14 protein-coding genes are annotated in these 16,448 nt (G+C 61.6%); 6 read left to right on the top strand and 8 right to left on the bottom strand.

Annotated features, from left to right (window positions below; genetic code table 11):
* The first annotated feature begins 54 nt into the window (after window positions 1-54).
* The 4 genes from ACODR8_RS00410 (at window position 55) to ACODR8_RS00395 (ending at window position 6,876) form a co-directional block, all read left to right on the top strand.
* The gene (locus ACODR8_RS00410; protein WP_489005498.1) at window positions 55-1,032 is read left to right on the top strand and encodes a glycosyltransferase family 2 protein; all 978 of its coding nucleotides are present in this window, start codon (window positions 55-57) and stop codon (window positions 1,030-1,032) included.
* A gap of 89 nt (window positions 1,033-1,121) precedes the next feature.
* Window positions 1,122-1,757, top strand: coding sequence for an ATP-dependent Clp endopeptidase proteolytic subunit ClpP (gene clpP, locus ACODR8_RS00405; RefSeq protein WP_294132082.1), 636 nt, complete (start codon window positions 1,122-1,124; stop codon window positions 1,755-1,757).
* Between the two features lie 140 nt (window positions 1,758-1,897).
* Complete coding sequence (gene clpX, locus ACODR8_RS00400; RefSeq protein WP_037491445.1) at window positions 1,898-3,166, top strand: ATP-dependent Clp protease ATP-binding subunit ClpX; 1,269 nt, start codon at window positions 1,898-1,900, stop codon at window positions 3,164-3,166.
* Window positions 3,167-3,534: 368 nt separating this feature from the next.
* Complete coding sequence (locus ACODR8_RS00395; RefSeq protein WP_489005497.1) at window positions 3,535-6,876, top strand: TonB-dependent receptor; 3,342 nt, start codon at window positions 3,535-3,537, stop codon at window positions 6,874-6,876.
* 52 nt (window positions 6,877-6,928) lie between these two features.
* On the opposite strand, the gene mtgA is transcribed toward ACODR8_RS00395, so the two are convergent.
* The 4 genes from mtgA to ACODR8_RS00375 all read right to left on the bottom strand — a co-directional run bounded on the left by mtgA (window position 6,929) and on the right by ACODR8_RS00375 (window position 11,042).
* Complete coding sequence (gene mtgA, locus ACODR8_RS00390) at window positions 6,929-7,624, bottom strand: monofunctional biosynthetic peptidoglycan transglycosylase (RefSeq protein ID WP_489005496.1); 696 nt, start codon at window positions 7,622-7,624, stop codon at window positions 6,929-6,931.
* A 32-nt stretch (window positions 7,625-7,656) separates the two neighbouring features.
* On the bottom strand, window positions 7,657-8,946 hold the full coding sequence (locus ACODR8_RS00385; RefSeq protein ID WP_489005495.1) for an MFS transporter: 1,290 nt from the start codon (window positions 8,944-8,946) through the stop codon (window positions 7,657-7,659).
* 147 nt (window positions 8,947-9,093) lie between these two features.
* Window positions 9,094-10,008: an RNA polymerase sigma factor RpoH gene (gene rpoH, locus ACODR8_RS00380; RefSeq protein ID WP_119746033.1), complete on the bottom strand. Its 915-nt coding sequence runs from the start codon at window positions 10,006-10,008 to the stop codon at window positions 9,094-9,096.
* Between the two features lie 77 nt (window positions 10,009-10,085).
* Entirely contained in the window at window positions 10,086-11,042 is a 957-nt protein-coding gene (locus tag ACODR8_RS00375; protein ID WP_489005494.1) for an RluA family pseudouridine synthase, read from the bottom strand.
* Between the two features lie 17 nt (window positions 11,043-11,059).
* Here ACODR8_RS00375 and ACODR8_RS00370 point away from each other — a divergent pair, with 17 nt between their 5' ends.
* Window positions 11,060-11,461: a M67 family metallopeptidase gene (locus ACODR8_RS00370; RefSeq protein WP_489005493.1), complete on the top strand. Its 402-nt coding sequence runs from the start codon at window positions 11,060-11,062 to the stop codon at window positions 11,459-11,461.
* 101 nt (window positions 11,462-11,562) lie between these two features.
* A complete protein-coding gene (locus ACODR8_RS00365) occupies window positions 11,563-12,210 on the top strand; it encodes a histidine phosphotransferase family protein (protein ID WP_217671952.1) in 648 nt (215 codons plus the stop codon).
* Window positions 12,211-12,401: 191 nt separating this feature from the next.
* Here ACODR8_RS00365 and ACODR8_RS00360 read toward each other — a convergent pair whose 3' ends face one another.
* From ACODR8_RS00360 to miaB, 4 genes are all read right to left on the bottom strand, one after another.
* Window positions 12,402-13,346, bottom strand: a complete 945-nt coding sequence (locus tag ACODR8_RS00360) for a hemolysin family protein (protein ID WP_119746025.1) — start codon at window positions 13,344-13,346, stop codon at window positions 12,402-12,404.
* Between the two features lie 8 nt (window positions 13,347-13,354).
* Window positions 13,355-13,870, bottom strand: coding sequence for an rRNA maturation RNase YbeY (ybeY, locus tag ACODR8_RS00355; protein ID WP_489005492.1), 516 nt, complete (start codon window positions 13,868-13,870; stop codon window positions 13,355-13,357).
* Between the two features lie 125 nt (window positions 13,871-13,995).
* A complete protein-coding gene (locus ACODR8_RS00350) occupies window positions 13,996-14,997 on the bottom strand; it encodes a PhoH family protein (RefSeq protein ID WP_119746023.1) in 1,002 nt (333 codons plus the stop codon).
* A 101-nt stretch (window positions 14,998-15,098) separates the two neighbouring features.
* Window positions 15,099-16,448 (bottom strand): tRNA (N6-isopentenyl adenosine(37)-C2)-methylthiotransferase MiaB, encoded by a 1,350-nt coding sequence (gene miaB / locus ACODR8_RS00345; RefSeq protein ID WP_489005491.1) that lies wholly within the window; start codon window positions 16,446-16,448, stop codon window positions 15,099-15,101.

The following is a 16,448-nucleotide window of genomic DNA, read 5'->3' as shown; positions in this document are numbered from 1 at the left end:
TAACCCTGTCGGTCCATGCCGTTCGGCACGGAAAGCAGCAGGATCGTAAGGCCGATGAAGGAATTTCCCGCCATGACGAGCGACAGCGGGCTGGCAGTACCGCGCATCGCGGTCATCCTGCCCTGCTATAATGAAGCAGGCGCGATCGTGCAGACGGTGGAGGATTTCCGCCGCGCATTGCCCCATGCCGACATTTATGTGTTCGACAATAATAGCAGCGATGGCAGCCGCGAACTGGCGCGGGAAGCTGGCGCGATCGTCCGTCGCGTGAGCCAGCAGGGCAAGGGCCATGTCGTGCGACGCATGTTCGCCGATGTGGACGCCGACATCTATATCATGGCCGATGGCGACGCGACCTATGAGGCAGCAGCGGCCCCTGCGATGGTTGCCGCCATGCTGGAGGATAATCTGGACATGGTCGTCGGTTGCCGCAAGTCGGAGGCGGAGGAAGCCTATCGCCCCGGCCACCGCCTGGGCAACTGGGCGCTCACTAGCCTGCTCAAACAATTGTTCGGGCGCAGTTTCACCGACATATTGTCGGGCTATCGCGTCTTTTCCCGCCGCTTCGTCAAAAGCTTCCCGGTCCTGTCGGCAGGGTTTGAGATCGAGACCGAGATCAGCGTCCATGCGCTCGAACTCGCCATGCCGGTTGCCGAAGTCGTCACCGCCTATGGCGCGCGGCCCGAAGGATCGGTCAGCAAGCTTAGCACCTATCGCGATGGTTTCCGCATCCTGCGCACCATCTTCACGCTTTATCGCATCGAGCGGCCGATCCTGTTCTTCGGGGTCATTGCGGCGTTTCTGGCGGCGCTGGGGCTGGGGCTGGCCGCGCCGCTGATCGTTACCTATATGGACACGGGGCTGGTGCCGCGTTTCCCGACCGCCATCCTCGTCACGGGCCTCATGATCCTGGCGACCCTGTCAGGCATGTGCGGCCTCATCCTCGATACCGTGGTGCGCGGGCGGCGGGAGGTGCGGCGGCTATTCTATCTGGGCTTCCGCGCGCCATCCGACTTCGCCCGGCGCGACTGAACCGGCTTCCTTCCCACACGCCCCCTTGAACCATTTGCCGTTTGTGCCGATGTAGGGGGTGGGCAAAAGCACCTGACTGAAAGAGCAAAATGACCAACATCATGCATGATCCCATGGCCGCGCTGGTTCCTATCGTTATCGAGCAGTCGAACCGTGGCGAGCGCAGCTTCGACATTTTCTCGCGCCTGTTGCGGGAACGGATCATCTTCGTGACCGGCCAGGTGGAAGATCACATGGCCTCGCTGATCGTCGCCCAGCTGCTGTTCCTCGAATCGGAAAATCCGAAGAAGGACATCTGGATGTACATCAACTCGCCCGGCGGCGTGGTGACGGCTGGCATGGCGATCCACGACACGATGAAATATATCCGTCCCCAGGTCGGCACCGTGTGCATTGGCCAGGCCGCGTCGATGGGCAGCTTCCTGCTCGCCGCCGGTGAGCCGGGGAAGCGCATCGCGCTGGGCAATGCCCGCATCATGATCCACCAGCCGTCTGGCGGCGCGCAGGGCATGGCCAGCGATATCGAGATCCAGGCCAAGGAAATCCTGCGTATCCGCCGTCGCCTGAACGATCTGTATGTCGAATATACCGGCAAGCCGCTGGAAGAAATCGAGCGGGCGATGGACCGCGACACCTTCCTGGAGGCGGACGAGGCCAAGGCCTTCGGTCTGGTCGACGAAGTGTTCAGCAAGCGGCCTGCGCTGCCCGAAGCCAGCGACTCTTAAAGCTCATCTTTACCGGGGCGCGCTACTTTCACCCCTTGTGAAACCGGCGTGCCACGGTCTAGGATGAATATGGACCAGAATACCCGCGCCGGAATGCGGTTTTGGTGATTGTTGAACCGGCAGGGAAGAAAGATTGGCGAATGACTAAGCTTACCGGCTCCGATTCCAAGAGCACGCTCTATTGCTCCTTCTGCGGCAAGTCGCAGCATGAAGTGCGCAAGCTGATCGCTGGGCCGACCGTGTTCATCTGCGATGAATGCGTCGAGCTGTGCAACGACATCATCCGCGAGGAGACCAAGGGCGGTCTCGTCGGCAAGAAGGATGGCGGCGTGCCGACCCCGCAGGAAATCTGCGACGTGCTGGACGATTATGTGATCGGCCAGAACCGGGCGAAGCGTGTCCTGTCGGTTGCGGTCCATAACCATTACAAGCGGCTGAACCATGGCAGCAAGCCGGGCGAGGTCGAACTGGCCAAGTCCAACATCCTGCTGGTCGGTCCCACCGGCTGCGGCAAGACTTTGCTGGCGCAGACGCTGGCCAAGACGTTCGACGTTCCCTTCACCATGGCTGACGCGACGACACTGACCGAGGCTGGCTATGTCGGCGAGGATGTGGAGAACATCATCCTCAAGCTGCTCCAGGCGTCGGATTACAACGTCGAGAAGGCGCAGCGCGGCATCGTCTATATCGACGAAATCGACAAGATCAGCCGCAAGGCGGAGAACCCGTCGATCACCCGCGACGTGTCGGGCGAGGGCGTGCAGCAGGCGTTGCTCAAGCTGATGGAAGGCACGACCGCGTCGGTGCCGCCACAGGGCGGGCGCAAGCATCCGCAGCAGGAGTTCCTCCAGGTCGACACGACCAACATCCTGTTCATCTGCGGCGGGGCGTTCGCGGGTCTGGAAAAGATCATCGGTGATCGTCTGGAAGCCAAGTCGATCGGCTTTGGCGCCTATGTCGCTGCCCCCGAAGAGCGCAAGACCGGCGAATTGCTGCGGTCGAGCGAACCGGAAGATCTGCTGAAATTCGGCCTGATCCCCGAATTTGTCGGCCGTCTGCCTGTCATCGCGACGCTGGAAGATCTGGACGTGTCGGCGCTGGTCAAGATTTTGGGCGAACCCAAGAACGCGCTGGTCAAGCAATATGGCAAGCTGTTCGAGATGGAGAATGTCGACCTCAGCTTCACCGACGAAGCGCTGGTCGCGATTGCCAAGAAGGCGATCGAACGCAAGACCGGCGCGCGCGGCCTGCGCTCGATCCTCGAAGCGATCCTGCTCGATACCATGTTCGACCTGCCCTCCATGCAGGGCGTGGGCGAAGTGGTGGTCGACAAGGATGTGGTCGCGGGCAAAAAAGAACCGATTCGCGTGTTCAGCGAAAGCGCCAAGCGCGCCGAGGACGCTGCCTGATTTCATCATCAGGATAAGGACAAAAGAGGGGCTGGCGGGCGACCGTCGGCCCTTTTTCGTTATGCTGTTCGGCATCCGCGCAAATATTCTTGCTGCGTTGCAAAATTGCACCACCGTCAAATAGTGGGCAAAACTACCCATAAAATATCTATAAAACAATGATCTAAGCTAGGCTCGTCCCTCTTCTGGCGCACCAAGCTGTCGCTTTGTTCGCACCTGTGACGAGGGCTGTTATACATTGTAACAAAAGTGCAGCCATAGCATCACAGGGCCGTCGCCAGAGGCCGTCACAGGCGGCTCCGGCTTGCAAGAAGCAGCGTTAGGGGCGTGCGCTTGTCGCGCGGTTCATCAAAAGGGATTTGGGTCAGATGAAGCATTTGAAAATCTTGCTGGCGGCGGGGGCTGCCTCGATCAGCCTGTCTGCGGTAATGGTTGCGCCGGTCCATGCGCAGGAAACGACATCGACCGTGCGCGGCACGGTCACCGCAGATGGCGCACCGGTCAGCAACGCCACGATCACCATCACCCACGTTCCTTCGGGCACCACCAGCACCGCGACTAGCACGGCAACGGGCAGTTTCACTGCATCCGGCCTGCGCATTGGTGGTCCGTTCACTGTAAAGGTAGCCGCTGACGGTTACGAAAATACCGAAGTGACCGACATTTTTACCGTCGCTGCGCAGGCATATGACTTGCCGATTGCGCTGACCTCGACTGGCGGCACCATCATCGTGACTGCCGCCAGCGTCGTTGGCGCAGGAACAAAGGCGTCTGGCCCAACCACGATCCTGACTGCGCAAGACATTGCCCAGATCGCATCGGTCAACCGCGACATTCGCGATCTTATGCGTCGCGATCCATTCGCGCGTCTGGACTATGCAGAAGGTTCTGGTCGTGCTGTGTCCTTTGCGGGGCAGAATGCGCGCTTCAACCGCTTCACCATTGATGGTGTTCCTGTCACCGACAATTTCGGCCTGAACCCCGATGGCTTGCCGACCCGTCGTTCGCCTGTGCCTTTGGATGCTATCGGCCAGTTCCAGACCCGCGTTGCGCCTTATGATGTGCGCGAAGGTAATTTTCAGGGCGGCACGATCAACGCTATCCTGAAGTCGGGGACCAATGAATTCCATGGCACAGCTTTCTATGCCTATTCGTCGGACAATCTGACCGGCAAAAAGACAAAGGCCGGACCGGGCGTGCCCACTGGTCGGGTTTCTCTGCCCGATTTCAAATATGAAAATTATGGCGCGGAAATTTCCGGTCCGATCATCAAAGACAAGCTGTTCTTCATGATCGCAGGCGAACGTATCCGCGCTGGCACACCGATTGCGGAAGGCACGGCTGGTAACAATGCCGGTACGGTCGTCCCCAGCATCACCGATGCGCAAGTGACGCAGATTCAGGACATTGCCCAGTCGCGCTACAATTATGAAACCGGCGGCGTCCTCAATAACTCCAACGATCGTGACGACCGTCTGGTGGCCCGTATCGACGCCAACCTGTCCGACACGCAGCGCGCGTCCATCACGTACATGTACACCAAGGATTCCATCCAGTTTAACCAGAATACCTTTGCCACCGGTAACCCCGGTCTGGGTCTGGAATCCAACGGTTATGTTTCATCGAACCAACTCCATACCGGCGTGTTCCAGTTGAACTCGGAATGGAGTGATGAATTTTCGACCGAAGTGCGCGGCTTCTACAAGGATTATAAGCGCGGTCAGGATCCGGTGCTGGGACGCGGATTTGCCCAGTTCCAGGTCTGCACCGCGCCGACTTCGGATCGCACTGCGCCTGGTTCCGCAGGTTCCGGTGCATCGACTGCCTGCCAGCCGGGCTTTGGCACGGTCAGCTTTGGTCCGGACGTATCGCGCCAGTCCAACGCACTGACCAGCCGCACTTATGGCGGGATGGTTCAGGGTCGTCTGACCCGTGGTGATCATGACCTGCGCGTGTTCGGTGAATTTTCCGACACCAAAATTTTCAACCTGTTCCTGCAACGGACCGCGGGCGACTATTATTTCGATTCGATCGCGGATTTCGCGGCCGGTAACGCACAGCGTATGCGCTACCAGAACGCTGTTCCCTCGCTTGATCCCGATGACGCAGCAGCACGCTTCCGCTATCAGAGCTACACCTTTGGTATCCAGGATACCTGGCGGATCAATGACATGCTGACGCTGGCCTATGGTGCCCGTTATGACATGTATGGTGGCGACAGCCGCCCTGCGCTGAACCAGAACTTTGTTAATCGCTACGGCTTTACCAACATGGCCTATGTCGATGGTCGCGGTATCTTCCAGCCGCGCGTTGGCCTGGATTTCAAGCCGACCAGCAACCTGTCGATCCGCGCGGGCGGCGGCATCTTCTCTGGTGGTTCGCCTGACGTATATGTTTCCAACAGCTTTTCAAACACCGGTTTCCTGTCCAACAGCATCGACGTGCGTCGTAACAATGATGGATCGGTCACCGGCACGTCGCTGGCCAACGGGGACGCCATCCTGAACGGCGTCAGCGGCACGACGATCCCCGGTGCTGCTGACACTCTGGTATCGAGCGCGGCTTCTTCGGCAACCGCGCCGGTCAACGCCCTAGATCACAAGTTCAAGATTCCGTCGCAATGGCGTGGTACGATTTCGGCCGACTGGACGCCGCGTGATACGTTCCTGGGCAATGGCTGGAACTTCGGTGCGGACCTGTTCTATTCCTCGGTCCGCAATCAGGTGTTCTTCACTGACCTGCGCGTGACGCCCACGGCGCTACGGACTCCCGATGGCCGTATTCGTTATGCATCGGTCACGAACTTTGCCGACACAAATAACGACCTGTTCCTGACCAACACGACCAAGGGCCGCAGCTATATCGCCGTTGCCCGCATCGACAAAAGCTTCGACTTCGGTCTTGACCTTGGTTTCAGCTACACCTGGCAGGACGTGACGGATCAGGCGCCAGCCACGTCCTCCACGGCATCGTCCAACTATGGTAATGGCGCCTTCCTCGACGCCAACGGCGCTGCTGTCGGTACATCGAATGATGAAGTGAAGCATAATTTCAAATATCGCCTCAACTTCAGCCATGCCTTCTTCGGCGATTACAAGACAAACTTCGCCCTGTTCGGCGAAACCCGCATCGGTCGCCCCTACAGCTATACGATGCAGGATGTGTCGAACGCACGCAGCGGCATTTTCGGCACGACGGGCAGCAATTCGCGCTACCTCCTCTATGTGCCGACCGGTCCGAACGATCCGCTCGTGTCTTACGACAGTGTTGCGACGCAAAACTATCTCGAAGGGCTGATCACGACCACCGGTCTTGGCAAATTCCGTGGGCAGATCGCGCCGCGTAACGCCTTCAACGCCAAGTGGTTCACCAAGATCGATCTGCATGTCGATCAGGAAATTCCGACCGGATTGGGTGGCTCGCGTATCACTTTGTTCGCCGACATCGAGAATTTCACGAACTTCCTAAACAAGAAATGGGGCCAGATCCGCGAATATGCGTTCCCCTACAATGTGATCGCGGTTCGCGCCCAGTGCCTGACCACGCCGGTTGCCACTGGTGCGGCCCCCACCGGTGCGCAGCAGACCGCCAACACCAGCCAGGCGTGCGCGCAGTATCGCTATAACGCGCCTAGTGCGACGCCGACCGACACGATCTATTCGCGTCAGTCGCTCTACACCATTCGGGTGGGCGCGCGCTTCACCTTCTGATCCGACACATCATTCACAAAGCGAAAGGGCGGGGCGCAATCCCCGCCCTTTTTCATTTGAGGCAAGCGTCCAGCCCGTCGCGCTGCACTGCGCCGATCCGGGCGGCGATGGTGTTGCCGTAGCGGCGGGTGAAGCCGCTGGGGGCGACGGCGGCGCGGCGTTTGGGGAGGGGCAGGATGGCGGCGATGCGGGCGGCTTCGGCGCGGGTCAGGCGGCCGGCACCATGTTTGAAATAGCGGATCGCGCCCGCCTGCACGCCATAGGTGCCGATGCCGGTTTCCGCGACGTTCAGATAGACTTCCATGATCCGCTTTTTGCCCCAGATTGCCTCGATCAACATGGTGAACCAGGCCTCGAACCCCTTGCGGACGAAGCCGCCGCCCTGCCACAGGAACACATTTTTCGCGGTCTGCTGGCTGATCGTCGATCCGCCCCGCACCCGCCCGCCGCTGGCATTGTGGATCGCCGCCTTGGCGATGGCATCGACATCGAAGCCATGATGGGTGCAGAATTTCCCATCCTCCGCCGCGATCGCCGCGCGGGCCATATCGGGGTCGATCTCGTCCAGGCTCATCCAGTCCTTGGTGATGCCATTGGGGTCGAGCAGCATCGTCATCGTCACCGGCGGGGGCACGAAGCGGTAGAGCGTCACCATCAGCAGCGACAGGATGATGAAGCCGATCAGCAGCTTGAACGGGATGCTGATCCAGCGGGAACGGCGGCGGGGGGAGGCGGGTCTGGCGGTCATGCCGGCAGCGTAACGCGCCCCGGCCCCTTGTTTCAAGCGCTCTGCAAGATGGCGGGTCGGCCACGGTTGATCAGCAGCACCAGCACCGCGCCGATCAGGCACAGGATTCCCGCCGCGACGAAGGCGGGCATATAGCTGTGCCAGACGGTGCGCGACAGGCCGCCCGCCATCGCCGCGCTGGCCGCGCCCAGCTGATGTCCGGCGAAGATCCAGCCAAAGACAATATTGGCGCGTTCCGCGCCGAAGCGCTGGGCGGTCAGCTTGACCGTGGGTGGCACGGTCGCGACCCAATCGAGGCCGTAAAAGACCGCAAACAGCGACAGGCTGTAGAGCGAGAAGTCGCTGAACGGCAGATAGAGCAATGATGCCCCGCGCAGGCCATAATACCAGAAGAGCAGCCAGCGATTGTCGAACCGGTCGGACAGCCAGCCCGACGCCAGCGTGCCGCCAAAATCGAACAGCCCCATCATCGCCAGCATCGACGCCGCGCCGATCGCCGCCAGCCCATAATCGCCGCACAGGGCGATGAAATGGGTCTGCACCAGGCCGTTGGTGCTGGCGCCGCAAATATAGAAGGACAGGAACAGGAACCAGAAGGTCGGCACCTTCGCCGCGTCACGCAGGACGGTGATCGGCGTCATCAGCAGCGCGCCAAGGCCAGCAGGCTGGGCCGGGACCGGCTGGATGACGCTATCGCCATAGGGCGCAAGGCCCAGGTCGGACGGGCGATTACGCATCAGCAACAGCACGACCAGCGCGGCGAACAGGATCGTGCCGCACACCAGCAGCACCGCAGAGCGCCAGCCGAAACTGTCAGTCAGTCCCGCCAGCAGCGGCAGGAAAGCGAGCTGGCCGGTCGCGGTACTGGCCGACAACAACCCCATCACCAGCCCGCGCCGGTCCGAAAACCAACGGGTCGCGACGGTCGCACCCAGTACCATCGCGGTCAGGCCGGTGCCAAGGCCAATCACCACGCCCCATAGCAGTACCAACTGCCACAGCTGGCTCATGCCCAGCGACAGCAGCAGGCCGGTGATGACGATGCCCAGCGAAATCAGCATCATCCGGCGCACGCCAAAGCGGTTCATGAAGGCAGCGGCAAATGGCCCCATCAGACCAAACAGCAGGAAACGGATGGCGAGGGCCGCGGAAATATCGGCGGTGGTCCAGCCAAATTCGCGTTGCAGCGGCACCATGAACACGCCCGGCGCACCGACCGCGCCCGCCACGACCAGCATGGTGAGGAAGGTGGCGAGCAGCACCGCCCAGCCATAATGAATGCGGCGCGCGGCCAGCTTATGGGCCAGTGCGGTCGAGATCATGCTACAGCCCCCAAGCGTCGAACGGATCGCGGCCATATGATCAGCGTGCCACATGTACACAAGGCACCAGTTGCGGGCCGATGGACTGGGTCCAATGAAAAAGGCCCCGAATCGCTCCGGGGCCTTCTTCTATTGTCTATAGGCCGATCAGGCGGCGGCGAAGCGGGCCATGTGGCTGAGCTTGTCACCGGCGATCCGCATCATCGCCTTTTGCAGCTTTTCAAAGGCGCGCACTTCGATCTGGCGGACGCGTTCGCGCGAAACGCCATAGACCTGGCTCAGTTCCTCCAGCGTCTTGGGTTCTTCGGCCAGACGCCGTTCGGCCAGGATATGCTTTTCCCGGTCGTTAAGGTCCGTCATCGCCTCGACCAGCATTTCATGGCGCTGGGTGCGTTCCTGTTCCTCGGCGACGCGCTCGTCCTGCAACGGATCGGTATCCTGCAACCAATCCTGCCACTGGCCGTCGCCATCCTCACGCATGGGGACGTTGAGCGACGTGTCGCCGCCCATCGCCATGCGGCGGTTCATCGACACGACATCCTGTTCGGATACGCCCAGATCGGTCGCGATCTTGGTCACGTCCTCCGGCTTCAGATCGCCATCCTCAAACGCTTCGATGTTGTTCTTCATCCGGCGCAGGTTGAAAAACAGCTTCTTCTGCGACGCGGTCGTACCCATCTTCACGAGCGACCAGCTGCGCAGGATGAATTCCTGGATCGAGGCGCGAATCCACCACATGGCGTAGGTCGCCAGGCGGAAGCCGCGCTCGGCCTCAAACTTCTTCACGCCCTGCATCAGGCCGATATTGCCTTCGGAAATCAGTTCGCTGACCGGCAGGCCATAGCCGCGATAGCCCATCGCGATCTTCGCCACGAGGCGCAGATGCGAGGTGACCAACTGGGCCGCGGCCTCAGGGTCCTGATGCTCCTCATACCGCTTGGCGAGCATATATTCCTGCTCAGGCGTCAGAAGCGGAAATTTGCGGATTTCCGAGAGATAGCGGTTGAGGCTGGCTTCACCGCCCAGCGCCGGAACCGCGGGGACATTGCTCGTCTTGGCCATGTCGCTTCACCTTTCCCTTTCATGCGCGGCGGGACCCAGAAGAGGCGTCACAAACACCGGCGCAAACTTGTTCATGTCTATACGTGGAGCAGGCTTAACAGTTCCTGCATGTCGGCAGGAAGCGTACTTTGGAACATAAGCCGTTCGTCCGTTACCGGATGTATGAACCCCAGGCTTTTTGCGTGCAATGCCTGCCTTTTGAAACCCAGTGTTTCCAGTATTGATTTGAAACCTTTTCTTTCTCTACCGTAAACCGGATCGCCTATCAAGGGGTGTCCGATATGGTGCATATGGACGCGGACCTGATGGGTGCGGCCGGTTTCCAGCCGACATTCCACCATCGCCGCGTCGCGTAGCCGTTCGACCGTGCGATAATGGGTGACGGCATGTTTGCCGCGTCCTTCCCGATGAACCGCCATCTTCTTTCGATCAGCGTCGGACCGGCCGAGCCAGGCATCGACCGTGCCGGTGCCGGGCAGGGGATGGCCATAGACGATCGCGGCATAGAGTCGTTCGATGCTGTGATCCTTGAATTGGCGTGCCAGCCCGTCATGCGCCTTGTCCGATTTGGCGACGACCAGCAGGCCCGACGTGTCCTTGTCGATGCGGTGGACGATGCCGGGGCGGGCGACGCCGCCAATGCCCGACAGCTGCCCCTTGCAATGATGGAGCAGGGCGTTGACCAATGTGCCGTCCAGATTGCCCGCGGCGGGATGAACGACCAGCCCGGCGGGCTTGTCCACCACGATCAGGTCTGCATCCTCATGCACGATGGTCAGGGGAATATCCTGGGCCACGTTGTCGAGCGCGACCGGGGCGGGCATGGTGATGGCGAAGCTCTGGCCGGTCGCGACCTTGATGGTGGTGCCGATCTTGATCGGCTGGCCAGTCGATCGGACATGGCCGTCGTTGATCAGCGCCTTCAACCGTTCGCGCGACAGGTCGGGCAGCAGGTCGGCCAGCGCCCGGTCGAGCCGCATCCCGTCCTGCGCCTGCGCGATTGTCGCTTCGATGATGGAAACCCCCGGACCCATTGGCTAGGGATGTAGGGATGGCGGTTACAATATCAAGGATGCTGCTGGACCAGATCCAGGCGATCGCGGCGGCGGATCGGGTGGAGGTGTGTGGGCTGTTGCTGGGCGCGGCCGGGCGAATCGAGGCTATCGCGCCCGCGACCAATGTCGCGCCTAACCCGGCGCGGCATTTCGAGCTGGACCCGGTGGCACTGATCGCGGCGCACCGGGCGGCGCGGGAGGGGGGCGCGCAGATTATCGGCCATTATCATTCGCATCCATCCGGCGTGGCGGTGCCGTCGGCCACAGATGCGGCCTGCGCGGCGCCGGACGGGAGCCTGTGGCTGATCGTTGCGGGGGGCGATGCGCGGCTTTGGGTGGCGCAGGGGGATGGCGCGGGCGGCGTGCGCTTCGCTCCGGCGACGCTGCGGGTCGCATGAACGAAAGGCAGCGCGGCGGGGTTGCATCGCCCGGCGCGGCAGCGCATTAGCCAGTCAGGCCATCCTTATTCTTCACAAAAATCGGCGGCACAGACCCTGACATGACCCACCCCATCGACAGCATCGAATTTGCCAGCCTTCTTTGTTCGCGCCTGTGCCACGACCTTTTGAGTCCGGTCGGCGCGCTCAACAACGGGCTGGAACTGATGGCGGACGAGACCGACCCGGACATGCGCCAGCGCTGCCTGGACCTGCTGGCCGACAGCGCGCGGACATCCGCCAACAAACTCAAATATTTCCGTCTTGCTTTCGGCTCTGCCGGGGGCTTTGGTGACGCGGTGCCGCCGCATGAGGCGCGGGTCGCGATCGAGGGGATGTTTGCCGGGACCGGCCGGGTCAAGATCGGCTGGATGGTCGAGGAACAGATGCTGGGCAAGCTGCCGGTCAAGGTACTGCTCAACCTGGCGCTGATCGTCGGCGATGCGCTGGTGCGGGGCGGTCAGTTGGACATTGGCGCGGAGAAGCGGCCCGGTGTGACGGAGATCGTCGTGCGGGGCGAGGGTCCGAAGGTTGTGCTGGACCCCGATCTGCGCGCGGCGCTGGCAGGGACGCTGCCGCCCGAAGGGCTGGCATCGCGCACGGCGGCGGCATGGATGGTGCGGCAGCTGGTGACCGGCGCGGGCGGCGAAATTGCGCTGTCGCCTGCGGGTGATCCGGTGTTGCTGTTCGGGGCTTCTATTCCGGGGTGAAAGTTACATCCTCTTGCAAGGCGATGATCTCCACATTCTATAGTTTCGTCATCCCCGCGCAGGCAGGGATCCATCTCCCAGCCTAAAATCAAGGCGATAGGGTGGGAGATGGATTCCCGCCTGCGCGGGAATGACAATGAAATGGGTTTTGCGCAGCATTGCGGCATTGGAGTGTGGCAGAGCGCTCCGCCTCAATCCTCCTCGTCCAGCACCTTCTCCACCGGGGGATGCAGCCGCAACCGCGTCACCCGTCGCCCGTCGCTGGCCAGGATTTCCAGTTTCCAGCCGCTCTGTTCATGGTCGAGTATCTCGCCCGGTTCCGGCACGCGGCCAGCGATGATGAAGGCGAGGCCGCCCAGCGTGTCGACATCTTCCTCGATATCGCCCAGCTTCTCGTCAATCTCCTCGGCGACATCGTCGAGTTCGGCGCGGGCGTCGGCTTCCCACAGGCCGCCGGCCAGCGGCACCAGCATCGCTTCGGGGGCGTCGTCATGCTCATCCTCGACATCGCCGACGATTTCCTCGACCAGATCCTCGAAGGTCAGCAGCCCTTCGGTGCCGGAATATTCGTCCAGCACGATGGCCAGATGGGTGCGCTTCGCGCGCATTTCGGCGAGCAGGTCGAGCGCGCCCATGCTTTCAGGCACATAGAGCGGCTGGCGGATCAAAGGCTCCAGCGTGTCCGGCACGGGCGCCTTGCCCGCCAGGATCGCGAAGGCGTCGCGGATATGGACCATGCCGACGATGGTATCGAGCGTGTCGCGATAGACCGGGATGCGGCTGTGGCCCGCTTCGGCGAACAAAGCGGCAAGATCGGCGAAGCTCGCTTTCTCCTCGATCGCGATGATGTCGGCGCGGGGGACCGCGACGTCATCGACCGTATGTTCGGAAAAATGGAGCAGGTTGCGGACCATCTGGCGCTCGATCGCCGACAGGTCGCCCTTGGCTGGCGGGGATGCGCTATCGTCCTGCTCATCCTCGTCATATTCGTCGAGCGCTTCCTCCAGCTCCTGCCGCAGGGTCGTGGATTCGCCATCGCCGAACAGGAGCGTCTTTATGCCGCTCCATAAACCGCCTTCATTACTACTGTCCGATTCCTTGGAACCGTTGCCGTCCTTCGGGCTGCCCTCAGCCATAGTTAGTCCTATACCCCTGATGTCACTCTATCCCCGTAGGGATCGGAAAGGCCAAGGCTGGCCAGCGCCGCTATTTCCAGCGCTTCCATCGCCTCTGCCTCATTGTCGTCCATATGATCATATCCAAGCAAATGAAAAGTCCCGTGGATAATCAAATGCGCGGCATGATCGGCGATTGAGATGCCCTTGTCGGCCGCTTCGGCGGCGCAGACCCCCTCCGCCAGCACGATGTCGCCCAGCAGCACCTCGCCATCGTCGGTGTTGGCGGTCCCTTGCAACAGGTCGGCCTGCACCATCGGGAAGGAGAGGACGTTGGTCGGCTTGTCCTTGTCCCGATAGGCGCGGTTCAGTTGATGCACTTCTTCGTCCGTGGTCAGCTTGACCGCGACTTCGTAGAGCGCCTCGTCGGTGGCGAAGGCGGCGTAGGGGCTGTGGGTGATGGCGGCGAACACCGCCCGCTGGGCGAGCAGTTCCCAGTCGGTGCCAAGCCAGCCGGTGTCGTGGAGGACGGCGACGTCAATCATGGAACGAACTTTCCTCCGTTCGGGCTGAGTCTGTCGAAGTGCCATGCCGAGCGAAGCGAGGTGCCTTCGCTTCGCTCAGGTGAAGGCTTCGACTTCGCTCAGCCCGAACGGAACTATACCCTATATTACGCATCCGGCCCCTCATAAGCCTGCACGATCCGGCCGACGACCGGGTGACGGACCACGTCGCCGATGCCGAACGGCACCATCGCGATGCCCTCTACCCCGTCCAGCCGCGCGACTGCATCGGCCAGGCCCGACGCGCCCGGTTGCGGCAGATCGACCTGTTTGGGATCGCCGCAAATGACCATGCGGCTGCCTTCGCCAAAGCGGGTGAGAAACATCTTCATCTGGGCGATGGTGGTGTTCTGCGCTTCGTCCAGCACGATGAAGGCGTTGGCCAGCGTCCGCCCGCGCATGAAGGCGAGCGGGGCGATCTCTATTTCTCCGCTAGCGATGCGCCGTTCGACCTGCTCGGCGGGCAGCGTGTCGTAGAGCGCGTCGTAGATCGGGCGGAGATAGGGATCGACCTTCTCCTTCATGTCGCCGGGCAGGAAGCCCAGTCGCTCGCCTGCCTCCACGGCGGGGCGCGAGAGGATCAACTTGTCGACCGTTCCGGTGATGAGCTGGCTGACCGCTTGCGCGACCGCCAGATAGGTCTTGCCCGTACCTGCCGGCCCCAGTGCGAAGATGATGTCGTTCCGGTTCATCGCCTCCATATAGGTGACCTGCGTGGCGGAGCGGGGGACGATGGTTTTCTTGCGGGTGCGGATCATCACCGTGGGCGGTTCGGCCACGTCATGGCGGATAATGCCGTCGAGCGTCGGTTCGGACGACATGGCGATCACAGCTTCCACCGCGCCTGCGTCAATCTGTTGCCCGGCGACGATGCGGTTATAAAGGCCGGTCATGACGTCGCGCGCGCGCGCGGCGGCTTCCGCTTCTCCCTCGATCTGCAACTTGTTGCCGCGCGCGGCGATATAGACGCCAAGGCGATTTTCGATCGCGACCAGATTCTGGTCATATTGGCCGAACAAAGTGCCGAGCAGATGCGGCTTTTCAAACGTGACTTCCAGTCGCGCGCGTTCGGCGATGTCGGTGCGGGGTTGGTGCGGTTTCTTGCCCATTCAAAAGCCTCCCTTGCTCGTCATGCATCTCGTGAGGATCGGCCGGAGCCGTAAATCGGGGAGATGGCGTCCCACAGATGCGGGAATGACGAGGCTTTGGTTCAAGCGGCTTTCCTCCTGCTACATTCGCCGGCCAGACTATTGGGACCGGCGCTGATGATATCGACGTCTATCATGTCACCGATAACATGGTCGGGCGCGGTGACGTGAACCGATTGCAGCCATGGCGTCTTGCCGATCAGCTGGCCGGGGAAACGGCCCGTGCGTTCCAGCAATATGGTGGTGCGGCGACCAACCGTGGCGGCGTTGAATTCGACCTGATGGCGGTTGATCGCGCCCTGGAGCCGGGCGAGGCGATCGTCCATGACGTCGGCGGCTACCTGCCCGTCCATGTCGGCGGCAGGGGTGCCGGGGCGGGGGCTATATTTGAACGAATAGCATTGGGCATAGCCCACGGCATCGACGATGCGGAGCGTGTCGGCAAATTCTTCCTCACTCTCGCCGGGGAAGCCGACGATGAAGTCGCCCGACACCGCGATGTCCGGCCGCGCCGCGCGCACCCGTTCAATCAGGCGCAGATAGGACTCGACGCTGTGGCTGCGGTTCATGGCTTTGAGGATACGGTCATTGCCCGACTGCACCGGCAGATGGAGGAAGGGCATCAGCTTGTCGATTTCGCCATGGGCGGCGATCAGGCCGTCGCTCATGTCATTGGGATGGCTGGTGGTGTAGCGGATACGCTGGAGCGCATCGATCTTCGCCAGTTCGCGAACCAGCCCGTCCATGCCTTGGCGACGGCCCTTGTCGTCCTCGCCCGTCCAGGCGTTCACATTCTGGCCCAGCAGGGTGATTTCCTTGACCCCGCCATCGACCAGCGCTTTGGCTTCGTCGATGATCGCGTTCCACGAGCGGCTGATCTCCGCGCCGCGCGTATAGGGGACGACGCAATAAGTGCAGAATTTGTCGCACCCTTCCATGATCGTCAGGAAAGCGGTGGGTCGCGCCTGTTTGGTGCGAACGGGCAGGGCGTCAAATTTGGAGACGGCAGGCATGTCGGTATCGACCGCTGCTTCGCCGCGACCGGCTTTTGCGATCAGGTCAGGCAGGCGGTGATAGGCTTGCGGGCCGACGACGATATCGACAGTCTTGGCGCGGCGGCTGATCTCGCTGCCCTCAGCTTGGGCCACGCAGCCAGCGACCGCGATCATCGGGCGGGTGCCATCCTCGCGGGTCATGCGGCCAATGTCGGAATAGACCTTGTCGACCGCCTTTTCGCGGATGTGGCAGGTGTTGAGGATCACCAGGTCGGCGTCGTTTCCGTCCGTGGCGGCAGTCATGCCACGCTCGCCCAGCATCTCGGCCATGCGTTCGCCATCATAGACGTTCATCTGGCAGCCGAAGGATTTGACGTGGAAAGTGGCCGGAGTCTTGGGCGGTAGGGGACGATTCAT

The organism is Sphingobium sp. FG58, from assembly GCF_057809055.1.
This window is presented reverse-complemented; position numbering and strand designations above follow the sequence as displayed.